Annotated in this window: 21 protein-coding genes and 2 pseudogenes; 18 read left to right on the forward strand and 5 right to left on the reverse strand. The window is 66.1% G+C overall.

The genetic code is table 11. The features are described from left to right. Positions 1-47: 47 nt before the first annotated feature. Positions 48-1130, forward strand: coding sequence for an ABC transporter ATP-binding protein (locus AB4Y98_RS14615; protein WP_313251207.1), 1083 nt, complete (start codon positions 48-50; stop codon positions 1128-1130). A gap of 32 nt (positions 1131-1162) precedes the next feature. Here AB4Y98_RS14615 and ygfZ read toward each other — a convergent pair. Then, positions 1163-1987 (reverse strand): annotated as a pseudogene (gene ygfZ / locus AB4Y98_RS14620) (CAF17-like 4Fe-4S cluster assembly/insertion protein YgfZ); the annotation flags it as partial. A gap of 39 nt (positions 1988-2026) precedes the next feature. Between ygfZ and AB4Y98_RS14625 the strand changes: the two are divergent. The 10 genes from AB4Y98_RS14625 to AB4Y98_RS14670 all read left to right on the forward strand — a co-directional run bounded on the left by AB4Y98_RS14625 (position 2027) and on the right by AB4Y98_RS14670 (position 8990). Then, entirely contained in the window at positions 2027-2200 is a 174-nt protein-coding gene (locus AB4Y98_RS14625) for a DUF1674 domain-containing protein (RefSeq protein ID WP_080149151.1), read from the forward strand. Between the two features lie 56 nt (positions 2201-2256). Continuing rightward, positions 2257-2649, forward strand: a complete 393-nt coding sequence (gene sdhC / locus AB4Y98_RS14630) for a succinate dehydrogenase, cytochrome b556 subunit (RefSeq protein WP_025878812.1) — start codon at positions 2257-2259, stop codon at positions 2647-2649. After that, positions 2646-3032 (forward strand): succinate dehydrogenase, hydrophobic membrane anchor protein, encoded by a 387-nt coding sequence (sdhD, locus tag AB4Y98_RS14635; protein ID WP_025878813.1) that lies wholly within the window; start codon positions 2646-2648, stop codon positions 3030-3032. Before sdhC ends, sdhD begins: the two co-directional genes overlap by 4 nt. 31 nt (positions 3033-3063) lie before the next feature. Further along, the gene (gene sdhA / locus AB4Y98_RS14640) at positions 3064-4854 is read left to right on the forward strand and encodes a succinate dehydrogenase flavoprotein subunit (protein ID WP_025878814.1); all 1791 of its coding nucleotides are present in this window, start codon (positions 3064-3066) and stop codon (positions 4852-4854) included. Positions 4855-4920: 66 nt separating this feature from the next. Beyond that, a complete protein-coding gene (locus AB4Y98_RS14645) occupies positions 4921-5706 on the forward strand; it encodes a succinate dehydrogenase iron-sulfur subunit (protein ID WP_025878815.1) in 786 nt (261 codons plus the stop codon). Between the two features lie 73 nt (positions 5707-5779). Further along, positions 5780-6028, forward strand: coding sequence for an FAD assembly factor SdhE (locus tag AB4Y98_RS14650; protein ID WP_089240366.1), 249 nt, complete (start codon positions 5780-5782; stop codon positions 6026-6028). Continuing rightward, positions 5979-6428, forward strand: a complete 450-nt coding sequence (locus AB4Y98_RS14655) for a hypothetical protein (protein ID WP_363731233.1) — start codon at positions 5979-5981, stop codon at positions 6426-6428. Before AB4Y98_RS14650 ends, AB4Y98_RS14655 begins: the two co-directional genes overlap by 50 nt. 23 nt (positions 6429-6451) lie before the next feature. Further along, the gene (locus AB4Y98_RS14660) at positions 6452-7693 is read left to right on the forward strand and encodes a lipoprotein-releasing ABC transporter permease subunit (RefSeq protein WP_093819978.1); all 1242 of its coding nucleotides are present in this window, start codon (positions 6452-6454) and stop codon (positions 7691-7693) included. After that, positions 7686-8399, forward strand: coding sequence for a lipoprotein-releasing ABC transporter ATP-binding protein LolD (gene lolD / locus AB4Y98_RS14665; RefSeq protein ID WP_032977862.1), 714 nt, complete (start codon positions 7686-7688; stop codon positions 8397-8399). Before AB4Y98_RS14660 ends, lolD begins: the two co-directional genes overlap by 8 nt. Before the next feature lie 132 nt (positions 8400-8531). Further along, a complete protein-coding gene (locus AB4Y98_RS14670) occupies positions 8532-8990 on the forward strand; it encodes a DUF6491 family protein (protein ID WP_223494819.1) in 459 nt (152 codons plus the stop codon). Positions 8991-9035: 45 nt separating this feature from the next. Here AB4Y98_RS14670 and AB4Y98_RS14675 read toward each other — a convergent pair. The 3 genes and pseudogenes from AB4Y98_RS14675 to ftsY form a co-directional block, all read right to left on the reverse strand. Beyond that, positions 9036-9197, reverse strand: a pseudogene (locus tag AB4Y98_RS14675) (oxidative damage protection protein); the annotation flags it as partial. Between the two features lie 5 nt (positions 9198-9202). Then, a complete protein-coding gene (gene mutY, locus AB4Y98_RS14680) occupies positions 9203-10327 on the reverse strand; it encodes an A/G-specific adenine glycosylase (protein WP_312111084.1) in 1125 nt (374 codons plus the stop codon). An 80-nt stretch (positions 10328-10407) separates the two neighbouring features. Continuing rightward, positions 10408-11748, reverse strand: a complete 1341-nt coding sequence (ftsY, locus tag AB4Y98_RS14685; protein WP_394198748.1) for a signal recognition particle-docking protein FtsY — start codon at positions 11746-11748, stop codon at positions 10408-10410. Positions 11749-11879: 131 nt separating this feature from the next. Here ftsY and AB4Y98_RS14690 point away from each other — a divergent pair, with 131 nt between their 5' ends. Beyond that, a complete protein-coding gene (locus AB4Y98_RS14690; RefSeq protein ID WP_312787956.1) occupies positions 11880-12182 on the forward strand; it encodes a hypothetical protein in 303 nt (100 codons plus the stop codon). Between the two features lie 224 nt (positions 12183-12406). Here the strand turns inward: AB4Y98_RS14690 and htpG are convergent, their stop codons facing one another. Further along, a complete protein-coding gene (gene htpG / locus AB4Y98_RS14695) occupies positions 12407-14299 on the reverse strand; it encodes a molecular chaperone HtpG (RefSeq protein ID WP_032977853.1) in 1893 nt (630 codons plus the stop codon). Between the two features lie 634 nt (positions 14300-14933). Here htpG and rsmD point away from each other — a divergent pair. The 6 genes from rsmD to AB4Y98_RS14725 all read left to right on the forward strand — a co-directional run bounded on the left by rsmD (position 14934) and on the right by AB4Y98_RS14725 (position 19764). Further along, positions 14934-15512, forward strand: coding sequence for a 16S rRNA (guanine(966)-N(2))-methyltransferase RsmD (rsmD, locus tag AB4Y98_RS14700; RefSeq protein WP_394198745.1), 579 nt, complete (start codon positions 14934-14936; stop codon positions 15510-15512). A gap of 26 nt (positions 15513-15538) precedes the next feature. Further along, positions 15539-16048, forward strand: a complete 510-nt coding sequence (gene coaD, locus AB4Y98_RS14705; RefSeq protein ID WP_008267036.1) for a pantetheine-phosphate adenylyltransferase — start codon at positions 15539-15541, stop codon at positions 16046-16048. A gap of 78 nt (positions 16049-16126) precedes the next feature. Continuing rightward, positions 16127-16618: a hypothetical protein gene (locus AB4Y98_RS14710; RefSeq protein WP_025878827.1), complete on the forward strand. Its 492-nt coding sequence runs from the start codon at positions 16127-16129 to the stop codon at positions 16616-16618. A 132-nt stretch (positions 16619-16750) separates the two neighbouring features. Next, positions 16751-17032 carry a YfhL family 4Fe-4S dicluster ferredoxin gene (locus AB4Y98_RS14715; RefSeq protein ID WP_442244599.1) on the forward strand — a complete coding sequence of 94 codons (282 nt, stop codon included), beginning with the start codon at positions 16751-16753 and terminating at the stop codon, positions 17030-17032. Further along, positions 17029-18756, forward strand: a complete 1728-nt coding sequence (gene ggt, locus AB4Y98_RS14720; protein WP_442244600.1) for a gamma-glutamyltransferase — start codon at positions 17029-17031, stop codon at positions 18754-18756. The genes AB4Y98_RS14715 and ggt overlap by 4 nt, the downstream gene beginning before the upstream one ends. A gap of 120 nt (positions 18757-18876) precedes the next feature. Next, positions 18877-19764, forward strand: a complete 888-nt coding sequence (locus AB4Y98_RS14725; protein WP_223494827.1) for an MBL fold metallo-hydrolase — start codon at positions 18877-18879, stop codon at positions 19762-19764. Positions 19765-19940 lie beyond the last annotated feature (176 nt).

A 19940-nucleotide genomic window follows, 5' to 3' on the forward strand; every position in this document is an offset into this window, starting at 1 on the left:
GGCAGTCCCAAAAGACAGCCCGGCGTCGGGCGGACTGGATGAGTGAAATGGCAAAAGTGCAGTTGCAGGGTGTGCGCAAGGTCTACGACAACGGCCAGGTTGCAGTGAAGGACGCCACCTTCGAGGTCGCCGATGGCGAGTTGATGGTGCTGGTCGGTCCATCGGGGTGTGGCAAGTCGACCCTGTTGCGGATGGTGGCCGGGCTGGAAGAGATCAGCGGCGGCACGTTGACCATCGGTGATCGCGTGGTCAACGACGTGGCGCCGAAGGATCGCGACATCGCGATGGTGTTCCAGAGTTACGCGCTGTATCCGCACATGACCGTGGCCGAGAACCTGGCCTTCGGGCTGAAGCTGCGCGGCCATGACAAGGCGACCATCGACAAGCGCATCAGCGAAGCCGCGCAGACGCTGGGCCTGACCGACATGATGGACAAGCTGCCCAAGGCGATGTCCGGTGGCCAGCGCCAGCGTGTTGCCCTTGGCCGTGCGCTGGTGCGTGAGCCGGCGGTGTTCCTGCTGGACGAGCCGCTGTCCAACCTGGATGCCAAGCTGCGCCACAGCGTGCGCACCGAGATCGCGCAGCTGCACCGCAAGCTGGGCACCACCATGATCTACGTGACCCACGATCAGGTCGAGGCGATGACCCTTGGCCAGCGCATCGTGGTGCTGAAGGACGGCATCATCCAGCAGATCGATACGCCGATGGCGCTGTACGACCGCCCGGCAAACCTGTTCGTGGCCGGCTTCCTCGGCAGCCCGGCGATGAACGTGCTGCGCGGCACGCTGCAGGGCGACGCCGGTGGCGTGACCGTGGTGGATGGCGCGTGGCGGGCGCCATTGGGCCAGGCCACGATCGATCCGGCATGGCTGCAGAAGCCGATCGCGGTGGGTGTGCGTCCGGAGCACCTGCAGCCTGCGGGCAGCGAGGACACGCATGCGTTCACCGCGCGCATCGAAGGCATCGAGCCGGTCGGCAACGAGATCTTCGTCAACATGAGCAGCGGCCAGCACGCGCTGACCATGCGTGTGGCGCCGCAGTCGCTGCCGGGCGTGGGCGAGGACATCCGGGTGGCGATCCATCCGCAGGGCCTGCATTTCTTCAACCCGGAAACCGGCGAGCGCCTGTAGCCGGTAGTGCCGGCCACGCTGGCCAGGGTGCCGAGCGCGACGCCGTCCTGCTGCACGCCATCGCCTGCCTGCGCAGGTGCAGCGGTATGCAGCAGCTGCACCGCGCGCTTGGCCTTGCCGAGGTCCTGCTGCACGCCATCGCCTGCCTGCGCAGGTGCAGCGGTATGCAGCAGCTGCACCGCGCGCTTGGCCTTGCCGAGGAAATGGGTGCGCGCGACGATTTCCTGGCCGGGGTAGCAGCCCTTCTTCACGCTGTAGCCGTTGAGGCGGTCCAGGCCCAGCTGCTGCGGGGTCCACACCTCGCGCTGGCTCTCTACCAATCGTGGCAGGCCAAAGCGCAGGTCGGCCTGGCGCCAGGCCAGAGCAAAGGCGGCGCCCCCGGTTTCGTCGCTGGCCGGGAAGGCCTCGACCGGACCGATGCGCAGCGTGCGGGGAAGTGCGTCGCTGCCCAGATCCAGCTCCCAGCCGTGGCTGTCGGCCAGTGCGATGGCAGCGCCGGTAGCGGCTTCCGGCGCAGTAAAGGCCCCGGCCACCACCAGGTCCGCATGCACCTGCAATTTCACTTTGCGGCGGAACACGAAGCGCTGCAGTTGCGACGCAATCGCATCGGCATCGCCGTCGGCGAGCACCAGAAGCACATGGTCATCGGCCAGCCGCAGCAGCTGAAACACCGCCAGGGTGCGGCCCTTGGCGCTCAGCCACGCGCTCCACTGCCAGTGCAGCAGGGGCAGGGCGGTCACGTCGCTGCTGAACTGGGCATGGGCAAAAGCCACTGCATCCACGCCCTGCAGGCTCAGCAATTGATGGCCGGGCAGGCGCGGATATGCGACGAAAGCAGGGGGAAGGTTGTCAGGCACGTGAACGAGGTCTAAAATTTGTGCGTTGCGAGACCCATCATGATAGGCCAAACAACCCCCACTCCCGACGCCGAAGCTGAAGCCCCGCTGGTTCCCCCGGTCCCTGTGCCCGTGGAACAACCAGAGGTGGAAGAAGAATTCGGTGGCCGCGGCGGACTCGATCCGGTGCGGTATGGCGATTGGGAAAAAAACGGACGCTGCATCGATTTTTGATCAGCATTGAGCCAACGCGGCCTTATGCCGCCCAGCCGAGACAACGAGCCCAGCGAATGGCGACCAGACAACGTCCCCTTTCTCCGCACCTTCAGGTGTATCGCTGGCAGATTCAGATGGCCACCTCGATCCTGCATCGAGCCACTGGCGTCTTTCTGTCTGTTGGTGCCCTCATCATCGCCGGAGGCCTGTTGGCTCTGATGATGGGGCCCGAATCCTGGAACTGCTTCACYGGCCATGCCGGGGCCTGGTATGGCCGCGTGTTCCTGTTCGCGTGGACATGGTCGTTCGCCTATCACCTGTGCAATGGCATCCGCCATATCGTGCAGGACTTCGCGATCGGATTCCGCATTGCCACCTTCATCCGCAGCAGCTGGATGTCGGTGATCGGCAGCCTGCTGATCACCCTGGCGGTGTGGGCCTATGTGCTCTTCGGAGGTGCCGCATGAGCAAGTTCCGTACCCCGTTGAAGGGCGTGCGCGGTCTGGGCTCGGCCAAGACCGGCACCGAGCACTTCGTGCATCAGCGCCTGACCGCCGCCGCGCTGGTGGTGCTGGGCATCTGGTTCCTGGTGTTCGTGCTGGGCCTGCTGGGCTCGGATTACGTGACCGCCACCGCCGCGATCGCCAAGCCGTGGAACGCCGTTCCGCTGATCGGCCTGCTGATCGCCATGTTCTGGCATGCCCAGCTCGGCCTGCAGGTCGTGCTGGAGGACTACATCCACGAATCGCTGCTGGCCCTGGTGCTGCAGACCGCGGTGAAGTTCGTTGCCGTGCTCGGCATGATCGTCAGTGTGTTTGCGGTGGGCCGCATCGCCCTCGGCGTTGCCTGAGCCCAGGCGCCAAGACAGGAATCCAGACTAGATGTCCGCTTACAAGATTACCGAACACAAGTACGACATGGTCGTGGTGGGCGCCGGCGGCGCCGGCCTGCGTGCCACGTTCGGCCTGGCCGCCAAGGGCCTGCAGACCGTGTGCCTGACCAAGGTCTTCCCGACCCGTTCGCACACGGTTGCCGCCCAGGGTGGTATCTCCGCCGCGCTCGGCAACATGGGCGAGGACGACTGGCGTTACCACTTCTTCGACACCATCAAGGGTTCGGACTGGCTGGGCGACCAGGACGCCATCGAGTACATGTGCCGTGAAGCGATTCCGGCGATCATCGAGCTCGAGCACTACGGCGTGCCGTTCAGCCGCACCGCCGAAGGCAAGATCTACCAGCGTCCGTTCGGTGGCATGACCACCCAGTACGGCGAAGGCCCGGCGGCGCAGCGTACCTGCGCGGCGGCCGACCGTACCGGCCACGCGATGCTGCACACGCTGTACCAGCAGTCGCTGAAGCACGACGCGCGCTTCATGATCGAGTACTTCGCGCTCGACCTGATCTTCGATGACGAAGGTGCCTGCCGTGGTGTGCTGGCGTTGGACATGTCCGACGGCACGCTGCACCTGTTCCGCGCCCAGGGCGTGGTGCTGGCCACCGGCGGCTACGGCCGCGCCTACTTCAGCGCCACCTCGGCGCACACCTGCACCGGCGACGGTGGCGGCCTGGCCATGCGCGCCGGCATCGCCATGCAGGACATGGAGTTCGTGCAGTTCCATCCGACCGGCATCTACGGCGCCGGCTGCCTGATCACCGAGGGTGTCCGCGGTGAAGGCGGCATCCTGCGCAACAGCAGCGGCGAGCGCTTCATGGAGCGTTACGCACCGCACTACAAGGACCTGGCCTCGCGCGACGTTGTCAGCCGTTCGATGACCATCGAGATCCGCGAAGGCCGTGGCGTGGGCGAGCACAAGGACCACATCCTGCTCGACCTGACCCACCTCGGCCCGGGCGTGATCGACGACAAGCTGCCGGGCATCGCCGAGAGCGCGCGCATCTTCGCCGGCGTCGACGTGCACAAGCAGCCGATCCCGGTGATTCCCACCGTGCACTACAACATGGGCGGCATCCCGACCAACTACCACGGTGAAGTGGTGCGCAAGGACGGCGAGAACCCCGATGCAGTCGTGCCGGGCCTGTACGCCATCGGCGAAGCGGCCTGCGTTTCGGTGCACGGTGCCAACCGCCTGGGTTCGAACTCGCTGCTGGACCTGGTGGTGTTCGGGCGTGCAGTGGCCAATCGTTGCGCGGCGACGATCACCCCGGGCGCGGCGCACAAGACCCTGCCGGCCGACGCCTGCGACAAGGCGCTGGGCCTGCTGGACAAGCTGCGTCACGCCAACGGCGATACCCCGACTTCGGTCATCCGCGATCGCATGCAGCGCACCATGCAGGCCGACGCGGCGGTCTTCCGTACCAGCCAGACGCTGAAGGAAGGCTGCGAGAAGATGGACAAGATCTTCGACTCGTTCCAGGACGTGAAGGTCTCCGACCGTTCGCTGGTGTGGAACTCGGACCTGATCGAGACCTACGAGCTGAACAACCTGCTGCTGAACGCGGTGGCGACGATCAACTCGGCCGAGCAGCGCAAGGAAAGCCGCGGCGCACACGCGCACGAGGACTTCCCGGACCGCGACGACGTCAATTGGCAGAAGCACACCCTGGTCAGCGTGGACGAGAAGGGCAAGTGCAGCTTCGACTACCGTCCGGTGCACATGTACACGTTGACTGATGACGTGTCCGTGGTGCCTCCGAAGCCGCGCGTGTACTGATCCGACCCCGCCTAACATGCAATCCGCGCCCTCGGGCGCGGGCCGCCTGAGCCAACGAGAGCAGCCATGGCCGAGTTTTCACTCCCCAAGAATTCCAAGATCACGAAGGGCAAGCACTTCCCCGCCAAGACCGGCGGCAAGAACGTGCGCACCTTCAAGATCTACCGCTGGAGTCCGGACGACGACAGCAATCCGCGCACCGACACCTATGACGTCGATCTGGACGCCTGCGGCCCGATGGTCCTGGACGCGCTGATCAAGATCAAGAACGAGATCGACCCGACCCTGACCTTCCGCCGCTCGTGCCGCGAAGGCATCTGCGGTTCGTGCGCGATGAACATCGACGGCACCAACACCCTGGCCTGCACCCGAGCCATCTCGGACTGCGGCAAGAAGGAAGTGCCGATCTACCCGCTGCCGCACATGAACGTGGTCAAGGATCTGGTTCCGGACCTGACCCACTTCTATGCGCAGTACGCCTCGATCAAGCCGTGGATCCGCACCCAGACCCCGGCACCGCCGGACCGTGAGCGCCTGCAGTCGCCGGAAGACCGCAAGAAGCTGGACGGTCTGTACGAGTGCATCCTGTGCGCGTGCTGCTCGACCAGCTGCCCGAGCTACTGGTGGAACGGCGAGCGTTACCTGGGCCCGGCGATCCTGCTGCAGGCCTACCGCTGGATCATCGATTCGCGCGATGAGGACACCGGTGCGCGCCTGGACGATCTGGAAGATCCGTTCAAGCTGTACCGCTGCCACACCATCATGAACTGCGCCCGGACCTGCCCGAAGGGACTGAACCCGGCGCTGGCGATCGCCGAGATCAAGAAGCTGATGATGGAACGCCGCGCCTGATACGGTGCCGGGTAGTTGCATGACCCCAGCAGAGCCACGCCATGCGTGGCTTTGCTGTATCTGGAGAGACACGATGGAAGAAGATGTTCTGCTGAAGAAGCTGCGCTGGCGTTGCCGGCGCGGCATGCGCGAACTGGACCAGTTGTTCGGTCGCTACCTGGACCGCGAATGGAGCAGTGCACCGACCGAAGAGCGCGAGGTTTTCCTGTTCCTGCTCGATTGCGAGGACGATAAGTTGTGGCGTTGGTTCATGGGCTACGAGGCCTGTCCACATGCGCACGCCGTCCCCCTCATGCACAAGATCCTCGCCCTCAAGCCTTGAGTGGCGCCCGTCGCGGCTGCAGGCCGGCGCTCAGTTGGCGGTACTGTTGGCCGCGCCGTGGCTGCTGCGCGCTTCGGATCTGCCCCCTGCCCATCTGGTTCCCGCGCTGATCGGGGTCTGGGTGCTTGGCCTGGCCGAACTGGCCTGGCGCCTGCGGCGGCCCCGCGTGCTGCTGCAGCTGCCGCCCGCGCCCGAGCCGCTGCGCGTGGACGGCCACGACATTCCCGAGCCGCGACTGGTGGTGCGCGGGCCCTGGCTGCTGCTGCAGTGGCGCGAAGGCTGGCGCCGGCGACGCCTGTTGTTCTGGCCGGATGTGCTGGATCGCGGGCAACGACGTGAACTGCGACTGGCCGTATCCGCACGCGCCGTTTCCCGTCAGCCCCGGTCGGTGGCACCATAGGCTGAATCGACTGGCGTGCCTGCATGTTCAAACCCATTCCCGTGGCCATTGGCCTGCGCTACCTGCGCGCCAAGCGCCGCAACGGCTTCATCTCCTTCATTTCGATGGCATCGATCCTGGGCATCGCGCTCGGGGTGACGGTGCTGATCACCACATTGGCGGTCATGAGCGGTTTCCAGAAGGAAATCCGCAGCCGCCTGCTGCAGATGACTGCGCACACCACCATCAGCCGGGACGGCGAGCCGATGCCGGACTGGATGCGCGTGGTCGATGTGGCCAGCAAGGATCCGCGCGTGGCCGGTGCTGCGCCGTATATCGAGATCCAGTCGATGATCAGCGGCCCGCGCGTGCAGGGTGCGATCATCCAGGGCATCGATCCGGCGCTGGAACCGAAGGTGTCGGTGATCGACAAGAAGGTCACCAAGGGCAGCTACGGCAGCCTGACCCCGGGCAGCTTCAACCTGTTGCTGGGCAAGGAACTGGCCGTCTGGCTGGGCGTGGACGTCGGTGACCAGGTGCTGGTGACCTTCGCGGAAGTGCAGGGCACGCCAGCCGGCGCGGTGCCGCGGATGAAGCGCTTCACCGTCAGCGGCATCTTCGAGGCCGGTTACAACGAGGTCGATCGCGGTGTGGGTTTTGCCAACATGAAAGACCTGGAGCGCGTACTGCGTTCCGATGGCGCCACCGGCGTGCGCCTGAAACTGCATGACATGGACCGCTCGCTGGAGGTGGGCGTGGACCTGGCGCAGAACCTCGGCGGTGCCTATCGGGTCAGCGACTGGACCCAGCAGAACGCCAACCTGTACCACTCGCTGCGCATGGAAAAAGTGGTGATGGGCATCCTGCTCTCGCTGATCATCGCCATGGGCGCCTTCAACCTGGTGTCCTCGCAGGTGATGCTGGTGACCGACAAGCAGGCCGACATCGCGATCCTGCGCACCCTCGGCCTGACCCCGGGCGGAGTGATGCAGGTGTTCATGGTGCAGGGCTCGCTGATCGGCATCTTTGGCACCCTTGCAGGCCTGATCGGCGGCATCACCCTGACCTTGAACCTGGAGCGCATCCTCGGCGCCATCGAATCGGTGTTCAACGTCAAGCTGCTGCCGGAGGACGTGTACTACATCACCGGCCTGCCGACCGACATGCAGACCAGCGACATCGTGGTGATCACCCTGGTCGCGCTGCTGATGAGCTTCCTGGCCACTTTGTATCCCGCCTGGCGGGCAGCACGCACCCAGCCGGCGGAGGCCCTGCGCTATGAATAAGGTCTTCAACCGCGGCGATGAAGTGATCCGTGCCGAAGGGCTGGGCAAGACCTACGCCGAAGGGCGCATGCAGACACCGGTGTTCGACGGGCTGGACCTGACGGTGACTGCAGGTGAGACGGTTGCGATCATCGGTGCCTCCGGTGCCGGCAAGAGCACGCTGCTGCACCTGCTGGGCGGGCTGGACACGCCGACTGCGGGCGAGGTGTATGTCACCGGCCAGCGCATGTCGGCGCTGTCGGACACCTCGCGCGGCCTGTTGCGCAACCAGGCGCTGGGTTTCGTCTACCAGTTCCACCACCTGCTGCCGGAATTCACCGCGCTGGAAAACGTGATGATGCCGGTGATGCTGGCCGGTACCGCGGTGGCCGAGGCCAGTACGCGTGCGACTGCGCTGCTGGAATCGGTCGGCCTGGGCCATCGCCTGGACCACAAGCCCGGCGAACTGTCCGGCGGTGAACGCCAGCGCGCCGCGGTGGCGCGTGCATTGGTCAATCACCCCGCCTGCGTGCTGGGCGACGAGCCGACCGGCAACCTGGATGACCGCACCGCTGCGACGGTGTTCGAGCTGATGCTGGAGCTCAACCGTGCGCGGCATACCAGCCTGGTGCTGGTGACCCATGACCGCAGCCTGGCCCGGCGTCTGGACCGGGTGCTGGAGCTGCGCGAAGGGCGCCTGCACGCGCTGGCCCACGCCGACGTCTGAGCGGCCGGCCGAGCGCCAACCAAGGTTGGCGACTACCGGATTCGATGCAGGGCCTGAACCAGGCTGCCGGCCGTCGCGCCGGCACCACCCCGGCGGGTGCATGATCGGCACAGTTCCCCTGTGGAGATGGCCATGAAGACCCCACTGTTGATCGCCGGGCTGTGCCTGGCCCTGGCTGGCTGTGCCACCACCGGCCGCCTGGGCAGTGCCGAGAAGCTGGAGCTGTATCGTGCCCACGCCGGCGCACCGCAGAAGGACATGCAGTTCTTCGGCAGCCTAAACGGCTGGACCGAACTGGGCGACAGTGCGCTGGCGGTCTGGACCAAGCCCAGCGAGGCCTACCTGCTGGAGCTGAGCGGGCCGTGCCCGGATCTGTCCTACGCGCCAGCGATCGGCCTGACCAGCCACATGGGCCGTGTCTCGGCGCCGTTCGACAAGGTGCTGGTACGTGACCCGACCGCTGGCCCGCGCATGCCGTGCTTCATCAAGACCATCCGCAAGCTGGACGTGAAGTCGCTGCGGGCGGAGGAAAAGGAAATGCGCCAGGCGCAGGTGCAGGAGCGCGAAGAGTCCACGTCGCCCGCGAAGTGATGCGGTAGTGCCGGCCGCTGGCCGGCAACCTTGTACATCGGGGTGGCGGTTCTCGTTGATCAGCATGGTCTGGTGTGCCAGCCATGCGGTCCACGCCGGCTTGCCGATGTGGTTGAACACACGCTGGCCCAGTTCGCCCGGGTAAGGCACGAAGTCCAGGCCCTCGGCATCGCGTTGTTCGTACTGGCAGAAGACGGTTCGGGGCATGGCACTCACTCGTGGTTGCGGGATTTTGCGGAGGTTCGCTTCGGGTTCTTGATGGGCGCGCCCTCAAGCAGTTTGCGGATGGGGGCAGGCAAGCCCAGTGCAGGCAGTTCGGCGGCGCCAACCCAGCGCAGCGTGGGTTCTTCCACGCGCAGGCCGTGCACCTGCCGTGACAATACCTGCAGGTGCAGTTTGTAGTGGCTGAAGGTGTGCTGCAGCACTGGCAGTTCCTCGGCATCTTCCAGCGAACCATCGACGTGGACGTCGAACCAGTCCTGCAGCTCGCTGCCAGCATCGGCCTGCGGAAGCGTCCACAACTGTGCCCAGATGCCGGTGTCCGGCCGCTTCTGCAGCAGTACGCGCTGCTGCTTGTCGCGCAGCAGCAAAGCCACCGCCTCGCGTTCGGGCAGCGTCTTGCCTGGCTTTGCGGTTGGCAGCTCGGCGGTGCGGCCTTCGCGACGTGCCACGCAATCGGCCTGCAGCGGACAGATCACGCAGGCCGGTCTGGACCGGCTGCAGACCGTGGCACCGAGGTCCATCTGCGCCTGGGTGTAGTCGGCCATGCGTCCAGCCGGCACCTGGGCGACCTGCGCTTCGGCGATGGCCCACAGCTGCTTTTCGATGGCGGGCAGGCCAGGGAAGCCTTCGACGCCGTGATAGCGGCTGAGCACGCGCTTGACGTTGCCATCGAGGATCGCGAACGGGTCGTTCCAGGCCTGGCTGAGGATCGCGCCGGCGGTGCTGCGGCCGATGCCGGGCAGGTCGTGCAGGGCATCGAAATCACGCGGCAGGTCGCCGCCGTGCTCGGCCACGCAGCGCTTGGCGGCGGCGTGCAGATTGCGTGCACGGGCGTAGTAGCCCAAGCCGGCCCACTGCGCCATCACCGCGTCGTTGCTGGCGGCGGCAAGTTCGGGCAGGGTGGGGAAGTGCTGCAGGAAACGGTGGAAGTACGGAATGACCGTGGCCACCTGGGTCTGCTGCAGCATGATCTCCGACAACCACACCCGGTACGGGCTGCGCGGATGCTGCCAGGGCAGGTCGTGGCGGCCGTGGCCGTCGAACCAGTGCAGCAGGCGGGCAACGAAGCCGTGCTCAGGGTCGGACGTGGCGCTGGCGTTCGGCTGGCGGGGCATCGGTACTCCAGGGGGCAGCCACCCATGGGGTGGCTCTACCGGGTTGCAGTAGAGCCACGCCATGCGTGGATGCGGGCGCGTCAGGCAGTGCCCAGCGCTTCGGGCAACAGGGCGTCGACGAAGGCTTCCGGATCGAACACGCGCAGGTCCTCCGGGCGCTCGCCGATGCCAGCGAAACGGATCGGAATGCCGAACTCACGGGCCAGCGCGAACACCACGCCGCCCTTGGCGGTACCGTCCAGCTTGGTCACCACCAGGCCGGTCACCTTGACCGCAGCATTGAACTGGCGCAGCTGCGAAAGCGCGTTCTGACCGGTCGTGCCGTCGATCACCATCAGTACTTCGTGCGGCGCGTTCTCGTCGATCTTGCCGAGCACGCGGCGGATCTTGCCCAGCTCGTTCATCAGTCCGGACTGGGTGTGCAGGCGGCCTGCGGTATCGGCGATCAATACCGACGTGCCGCGGGCCTTGCCGGCCTGCAGTGCGTCGTAGGCCACCGAGGCGGCATCGGCATTCTGCCCCTGCGCGACCACGGCCACGCCGTTGCGCTCGCCCCAGATCTGCAACTGGGCGACGGCGGCGGCGCGGAAAGTGTCGCCAGCGGCCAGCATCAGGCTGTGGCCCTCGTCCTTGAAACGCTTGGCCAGCTTGCCGATGGTGGTGGTCTTGCCGACGCCGTTGACGCCCACGGTCAGCACCACGAAGGGCTTGGCGTTGCGGTCGATGACCAGCGGCTTGGATACCGGCTGCAGGATCGCGATCAGGTCCGCACGCAGTGCCGCCAGCAGGGCATTGGCATCAATGAACTCGCGCGCCTTCATGCGCTTGCGCAGGTCGGCGATCAGGTCGGTGGTGGCGGCAACGCCAACGTCGGCGGTCAGCAGCGCGGTCTCGATCTCGTCCAGCAGGTCGTCATCGAGCTTGGGGTTGCGCGAGAACAGGCCGCCGAAACTACGGGCGAACGCACTGTTGCGCAGGCGCTCGCGCCAGCCGGGCTTGCCCGCCGGAGCAGCCGGGGCATCGACCAGTACCGGCAGGTCGGCGGCGGGGGCGGCTGGTTCCTGCGCCGGGATGACCGGGGCCAGCGGGGCGATTACCGCGGCGGCGGCGGCCGCTTCGGCTTCGAAGTTCTCCGGCGCCAGCACGCGGGCGGGCGCGGCTTTGGGTAGGGTTTCCTGCGCCGTCTGCAGTGGTGCTTGCGGGGCCGGCGCGGTTGACGTTGCGGGCGCAACGACCTCGGGTGTGGCAGCTGGCACAGGCGCTTCCACCATCGGCGGGGCTACCGGTGCGGCCGGGGCCTGCTCGGGTGGCGCGGCCGACGGGAATGCCGCCGCCAGCTCTTCAGCCGAGTAGTGCTGGGTCTTGGGCGCGTCCGGTGTGGCGGCGTCCTGGGGCTTCTTGCGGCGGAAAAAACTGAGCATTGGCAAAAGGCGCTGAAATCAGAGGGATATGCTACCACCCGGGCCTGTATGGCCGGCGTGGACTCAAGGTCGCAGCTGCGCGGCCGTTAACCGGTCCGGAGGGCTGCGTTGGGTGGCCTGGGAGACCGCCGATGAACGATGTGACAGGTGTTGCGCTCAGCGGGATGCGTGCGGCCCAGCAGGGCGTGCAGGTGGCCGCACACAATGTGGCCAACCTGGCGAACCCGGATGCGCCACGACTGCAACTGCAGCGCGATGTCGCAGCGCAGGGCGGGGTGGACACCAGCGTGACGTCCCATGGCGACACCGATCCGACCGCACCGCTGGGCGACCTGTTGGCTGCCAAGGCCGAGGTGGTGGCCTTCGCTGCCAACGCGGCGGTGATCCGTCGCGAGGACCAGATGCTGGGCTCGCTGCTGGATCGGCAGGCCTGATCCGACCTGCTCTGGTGCGTGCCTGATCCGAGCTGCTCTGGTAGGTGCCAACCTTGGTTGGCACGCTTTTGTAGAGTCGAGCCATGCTCGGCAGCTTTTCAAGCGCCAACCGAGGTAGGCATCTACCAGGCCAACAGCAGCGCCAACCAAGGTTGGCATCTACCGGGGCAATGGCGGTGCCAACCGAGGTTGGCACCCACCAGGCCGGGCGATCCCGGCATCGGTCAGGCCGACAGCTCCAGCAGCAGCTTGTTCAGACGGGCCACGTAGGCACCCGGGTCCTTCAGGCTGTCGCCGGCTGCCAGCGCGGCCTGATCGAACAGCACCCGGCCCAGGTCGTCGAAACGTGCGCCATCGGCTTCGGCATCAAGCTTGGCGATCAGCGGATGACCCGGGTTGATCTCCAGTACCGGCTTGCTGTCGGGCACCTTCTGGCCGCTGGCTTCCAGGATCTGGCGCATCTGCAGGCCCAGGTCCTGTTCGCCGATGGCCAGTACCGCCGGCGAATCGGTCAGGCGGTGCGACACGCGCACTTCGGCCACGTCATCGCCGAGCACGTTCTTCAGGCGCTCCACCAGGCCCTGCTTGTCCTTGGCTGCGGCTTCCTGCTCCTGCTTGTCCGCTTCGCTCTCCAGCGCGCCCAGGTCGAGGTCGCCGCGGGCGATGTCGACGAAGCCCTTGCCGTCGAAATCGGTCAGATAGCCCATCAGCCACTCGTCGATGCGATCGGTCAGCAGCAGGACTTCGATGCCCTTCTTGCGGAACACTTCCAGGTGCGGGCTGTTGCGCACCTGGCTGTAGCTCTCGCCGGTCAGGTAATAGATCTTGTCCTGGCCTTCGGCCATGCGGCCGATGTAGTCGGCCAACGAGACGGTCTGCGCATCGGCCTCGCCACGGGTGGAAGCGAAGCGCAGCAGGCCGGCGACCTTCTCACGGTTGTTGTAGTCCTCGGCCGGGCCTTCCTTCAGCACCTGGCCGAATTCCTTCCAGAACGTGGCGTACTGCTCGGGCTTGTCGCTGGACAGCTTCTCCAGCATGTCCAGCGAACGCTTGGTCAGCGCGGCCTTCATCGAATCGATGACCGGGCCGGACTGCAGGATCTCACGCGAGACATTCAGCGACAGATCGTTGGAGTCGACCACGCCCTTGATGAAACGCAGGTACAGCGGCAGGAACTGCTCGGCCTGGTCCATCACGAACACCCGTTGCACGTACAGCTTCAGGCCCTTGGGCGCATCACGGTGGTACAGGTCGAACGGCGCGCGGCCCGGCACGTACAGCAGCGAGGTGTACTCCAGCTTGCCTTCGACCTTGTTGTGGCTCCACGCCAGCGGGTCGCTGTGGTCGTGGGCGACGTGCTTGTAGAACTCGGTGTACTCCGCATCGCTGATCTCGGTGCGCGGGCGGGTCCACAGCGCGCTGGCGCGGTTGACGGTTTCCCACTCGATCGCGGCGCCTTCTTCGCCGCCTTCCTTGGGCATCTGGATCGGCAGGCCGATGTGGTCGGAGTACTTCTTGAGGATGCTGCGCAGGCGCCAGCCGTCGGCGAAGTCGTGCTCGCCGTCCTTCAGGTGCAGGACGATGCGGGTGCCGCGCTCGGCCTTGTCGATGGTGGCGACATCGAAATCGCCTTCGCCACGCGAGGTCCAGCGCACGCCTTCATTGGCGGCCAGGCCGGCGCGGCGCGAAGTGACTTCCACTTCGTCGGCGACGATGAAGGCGCTGTAGAAGCCGACGCCGAACTGGCCGATCAGCTGCGAGTCCTTCTTCTGGTCGCCGGACAGCTGGCGCAGGAAGTCGCCGGTGCCGGACTTGGCGATGGTGCCAAGGTGGGTGATGGCATCGGCGCGGCTCATGCCGATGCCGTTGTCTTCGATGGTGATGGTGTGGGCGGCCGGATCGAAGCTGACGCGCACGCGCAGTTCGCTGTCGCCTTCCAGCAGCTCAGGCTGGGTCAGGGCTTCGAAGCGCAGCTTGTCGGCGGCGTCGGCGGCATTGGAGACCAGCTCGCGGAGGAAGATTTCCTTGTTGGAGTACAGCGAGTGGATCATCAGCTGCAGCAGCTGCTTGACTTCGGTCTGGAAGCCAAGGGTTTCGGTCTGGGTCGTCTCGGTCATCGGGTAGGGCTCCATGTGCGGTGCCGCGCAAGCGCGTGCGGCCTCGCCAAGGGGTAAGGGTGATTGTCCCGAAATCAAGGGGTTGGTCGGCCGGGCTGCGCCCGGCACCCGCCGAGGCCAAAGCAACAGCAACAGCAAAAGCGGGCATTCCGTGGGATGGCGGGGCACTGTGGGTTTGCGGGGACGCCGTAAACCCATCCATGGGGGCTTGGTCGCGGCATCCATGCCGCTCACACCCCGCAAACCCACAGTGCCCCGCCTTCGACAGATCGTCGCGACCTGAAGTAGATCCACGCCATGCGTGGATGAAATCTCCCAGATATCGAAATCCAAACCAGGGTCAGATCCATTTTCCTACGGAAAACGGATCTGATCCCAAGAGATGTTCCGACAGATCGCAGAAAACTGTCGAAGGCGGGGTGGGTCAGGTTGTGGGGGTGTCCGCGGCATGGATGCCGCGGCCAAGCCCCCATGGATGGGTTTACGGCGTCCCCCACAGCCTGACCCACCCCGCCAACCCACAGGAAGCCAGCTTTTGACGTTGCTTCGGCCTCTGCGGGTGCCGGGCGCAGCCCGGCCGAACTACAATCCCGCTCATGCTGAAATTCTCGAATACCTCCTGCCGGGGGCGCCGATGAGCGGCCGTACTGCGAATGACGGCCAGGTCCGCATCATCGGTGGGCGCTGGCGCAATACCCGGCTGCCGGTTCCGACCCTGCCGGGCCTGCGGCCCAGCAGCGACCGCGTGCGTGAGACCCTGTTCAACTGGTTGATGCCCAAGCTGGGCGGGGCGCGCGTGCTGGACCTGTTCGCCGGCAGCGGCGCGCTGGGGCTGGAGGCGGTCTCGCGCGGTGCCGCGCACGCCACCCTGGTCGAGCGCGATGCGCAACTGGCGCGCAATCTGTCCGCTGCCGTGGCCAAACTGCAGGCAGGCGACAGCGTCACGGTCGCCCAGGCCGATGCGCTGCGCTGGCTGCAGGCCGCGCCGGCACAGCAGGCGGATCTGGTGTTCATCGACCCGCCGTTCGCCGATGGCCTGTGGCAGGACGTGCTGGCCCAGCTGCCGCGGCACCTGGCCGCCGATGCCTGGTTGTACCTGGAATCGCCGGCCAGCCACGTGCCGGCGCTGCCCCCGGAATGGCTGCTGCACCGCGATGGCGGCACCCGCGAGGTGCGCTTTGCCCTGTACCGCCGCGCCGCTGCTACACTTTGACCTCATCTGAACATCTGCTACCGCCCATGACCGTGGCCAACCGCCGCATCGCCGTCTATCCCGGCACGTTCGACCCCATCACCAATGGTCATATCGACCTGGTGAGCCGGGCCGCGCCGCTGTTTGAAAAGGTCGTGGTGGGCGTGGCGCAGAGCCCCTCGAAGGGACCGGCACTGCCGCTGGAGCAGCGCGTACAGCTGGCGCGTGGCGCCCTGGGCCACCACAGCAACGTCGAGGTCATCGGCTTCGATACGCTGCTGGCCCATTTTGTACGTTCGGTGCAGGGCGGTGTGCTGCTGCGCGGGCTGCGCGCGGTGTCCGACTTCGAGTACGAATTCCAGATGGCGAGCATGAACCGCCACCTGATTCCGGAGGTCGAGACCCTGTTCCTGACCCCCGCCGAGCAGCACAGCTTCATCTCGTCCTCGCTGGTCCGCGAGATCGCACGCCTGGGTGGCGATGTGTCCGGCTTCGTGCCGGCCGCCGTGCTCGAGGCGCTGCGCAAGGTCCGCGAAGCGAAGTCGGCGCAGTCGTAAGCCCTGGCCAGCAGTAGATCCTGTAGCACCACGCATTCCATTACGCACACCAACACGCAACATTCCGGGAGGAAACCCATGAACAACACCATGCGCGCGATGCTGATCGCCTCGTTTGCCCTGGCTTTCACCGCCTGCAAGAAGGAAGAAGCCGCTCCGGTCGACGAAGCCAAGCAGGCGCTGGTCGCCCCGGCCAAGGAAGACGACGCAGGCTGGAAGAAGTACCTGCAGGAAGTGGCCATCCAGAACATGGGCAACATCACCAACAGCCCGTTCCTGTACTACCTGTCGCCGGAATCGGATCCGGACTTCCAGGCCAAGTACGAGCGCCAGACCGAAAGCGCGACCCAGGCCGTGGCCCGTGGCGTGCAGCCGGGCAACATGCTGGCCTTCGGTTCGTCGGCCTCGGGCAAGATGGCTGACATGATCCAGACCGTGTTCAAGGACGTCTCGCCGGATTCGATGAAGGGCGTGCGCGTCGTCTTCATCGGCCAGTCCGCCGACAACGCCCGCGTGCAGGCCGTGGTCCAGCCGACCGGTGCCGAGTACATTTTCGTCGAAGCCAAGTAAGACCGAGCCGAGGCGGTCGTGCTTCGGCACGGCCCGGGCGGCGCCCTGCGATGGGCGTCGCTGATGACCTGACCGGCCCGCGCGCCCGCGCAGGCCGGTCCTTGTCCCAAGGCGCGGGCGTGGAGTATCGCCATGTCGCTGAAAATCAATGAGCTCTGCGTCAACTGCGACGTATGCGAGCCGGCCTGCCCGAACCAGGCCATCACGATGGGTGAAACCATCTACGTGATCGACCCCGCCCGCTGTACCGAGTGCGTGGGCCATTTCGACGAACCGCAGTGCGTGGTCGTCTGCCCGGTCGAATGCATCGACACCGATCCGGACATCGTCGAAACCGAAATCGAGCTGCTGGCCAAGTTGCGCCAACTGCAGCACGATCATCCCGAACTCTATGCGGAGCCCCCATCCGAATGAAGTCGTTCGCCCGCCCCCTGTTGCTGCTCGGCCTGCTGCTGAGTTCCGTCGCCTGGGCTGATGCCCCGGTTCGTGCCGAGCGCCCCGATGGCGCGGCCATCGCCAGCGGTCACGCCTTGGCCACCCAGGCCGGTGTCGACATCCTGGCCCAGGGCGGCAACGCCTTCGACGCGGCGGTGGCGGTGTCTTCGACCCTGGCAGTGGTCGAGCCGATCAGCTCCGGCCTCGGTGGCGGCGGCTTCTTCCTGCTGCATGATGCGGCTACCGGCAAGGACGTGATGCTGGACGCGCGCGAGACCGCGCCGGCCGCAGCCACGCCACAGGCGTTCCTCGACAAGAAGGGTGACCTGGACCGCGACCGCTCGGTCAACGGCCCGTGGTCGGCCGGCATTCCGGGCCTGCCGGCGGCGCTGGTCGAACTGTCGGCCAAGCACGGCAAGCTGCCGCTGGCGGCCTCGCTGCAGCCGGCGATCCGCATCGCCCGCGACGGCTTCCCGGTGTATGAGCGCATGGCCAAAGGCTATGCCTCGCGCCGTGAAGTGATGGAGCGCTATCCCGGTACGCGCGAGGTCTACCTGCGCAATGGCAAGCCGATCGCCACCGGTGACCTGTTCAAGCAGCCGGAACTGGCGCAGACCCTGGAGCGCCTGGCAGCCGGTGGCTTCGATGGCTTCTACAAGGGCCAGACCGGCAAGCTGCTGCTGGCCGGCGTGAAGCAGGCCGGTGGCAAGTGGACCGCCGAGGAACTGGCCGGCTACCGCGTGAAGCAGCGCGCGCCGATCGTCTTCAACTACAACGGCTGGAAGATCACCACCGCGCCGCCGCCGTCCTCTGGTGGCATCGCCCTGGCCAGCATGCTGCAGATCCTGGAAGGCTGGGACATCAAGCAGATGGATGCCGCGCACCGCACCCATCTGGTGGTCGAGTCGATGCGCCGTGCCTACCGTGACCGCACCTTCTTCCTCGGCGATCCGGATTTCGTGCAGATCCCGCAGAAGGTGCTGGCCAGCAAGGATTACGCGCAGGGCCTGCGTGCCACCATCCACCCGGAAAAGGCGACTCCCAGCGACCTGCTGTCGGGCAACCCGACGCCGCTGGAGGATGACGAGACCACCCATTTCTCGATCATCGACCGTGATGGCAACCGTGTCGGCGCCACCCAGACCGTCAACCTGCTGTACGGCTCGGGTCTGATTCCGAAGGGCACTGGCGTGCTGCTGAACAATGAGATGGACGACTTCGCGCTGAAGCCGGGAACGCCCAATGCCTTTGGCGTGATGGGCTACGCGGCCAACGCGCCGAAGCCGGGCAAGCGCATGCTCAGCTCGATGACGCCGACGTTCATGGAGAACGACGACAAGGTGATCGTGCTGGGCACGCCCGGTGGCAGCCGCATCATCACCATGGTGCTGCTGGGCATCCTCGGCTACGACGCTGGCCTGGATGCGCAGCAGGTTGCCGCGCTGCCGCGCTACCACCACCAGTGGCTGCCGGATCTGATCGAAGCCGAAAGCAATGCGTTCGACGCCGCCACCATCAAGCAGCTGCAGGCGATGGGCCACAAGATCGACCTGCCGGGCGAGGTCGCTGCCGGTGGCCGTGGTTCCAGCCACGTGTGGGGCAACCTGCAGACGGTGGAGTGGGACCGCAAGGCCAACAAGCTGTTTGGCGGCAGCGATCCGCGCAACCCGGTCGGCAGCGCCCAGGTCGTGCCGGCTCCCTGATCCGGCGGTAGCGCCGGGCCATGCCCGGCGGATGCAGACCTGAGAACCCCGCCCGCAACGGCGGGGTTTTTCATTTCCCGGCTAGCGATTATTTAACGAGCGGCGACCGATAATTGCGTCATGAAACTATGGTCGATCCGCGGTAATACCCAGCGTCTGGATGGCGGTGCAATGTTCGGCAACGCACCGCGCGCGTTGTGGGAAAAGTGGGCAGCACCGGATGAGCTCAACCGCATCGAGCTGGCCTGCCGTGCGTTGTTGGCGAGCCCGCTGGAAGGCAAGACGGTGCTGTTCGAAACCGGCATCGGTGCGTTCTTCGAGCCGCGCATGCGCGAGCGCTATGGCGTGCAGGAAAGCCAGCATGTGCTGATCGATTCACTGCGCGAAGCCGGCTTCGAGCACGAAGACATCGACGTGGTGGTGCTCAGCCATCTGCATTTCGACCATGCCGGTGGCCTGCTGGCTGCGTGGCGCGAAGGTCGTGAACCGGAACTGCTGTTCCCCAATGCGACGTACGTGGTCGGTGCGCAGCATTGGCAGCGTGCGCTGCAGCCGCACCCGCGCGATCGCGCCAGCTTCATTCCGGAACTGCCGGGCCTGCTGCAGGCCAGTGGCCGCCTGGAAGTGGTGGACGGCGAGTATTCAAAGGTGCTCGGCCACAGCGTGCGTTTCAGCTACAGCGACGGACACACGCCGGGGTTGATGCTGGCCGAGATCGTGGGACAGGACCGCGCAGGCACAGGGACACATGGCGGCGTGGTGTTCTGCGCCGATCTGATTCCCGGGCGCTCGTGGGTGCACGTGCCGATCACCATGGGGTATGACCGCAACGCCGAGCTGCTGATTGACGAGAAGCGGCAGTTCCTGGAAGACAAGCTGGCGCGCAACGTGCATCTGTTCTTCACCCATGACCCGCAGGTGGCACTGGCGCAGGTTGGGCGGGATGAGAAGGGGCGTTTCGTGACGCTGCATGAGCAGGGCGAACTGAAGGCGCGCGCGCTGGGGTGAGGTTTGCCGGCAGGGCTGCGCCCTGCACCTGCAGAGGCCGGAGCCGAAGCAACAGCAACAGCGGGCTATCCGTGGGTGGCGGGGCGGTGTCGGATTACGGGGACGCCGCAAGTACGTCCTTGTAGGCTTGGCAGCCGCATCCATGCGGCTGACACCCCGCAATCCGACACCGCCCC

The sequence above is a fragment of the Stenotrophomonas sp. 2YAF26 genome, from assembly GCF_052114625.1.
GTDB classification, from domain to species: Bacteria; Pseudomonadota; Gammaproteobacteria; order Xanthomonadales; family Xanthomonadaceae; genus Stenotrophomonas; species Stenotrophomonas indicatrix.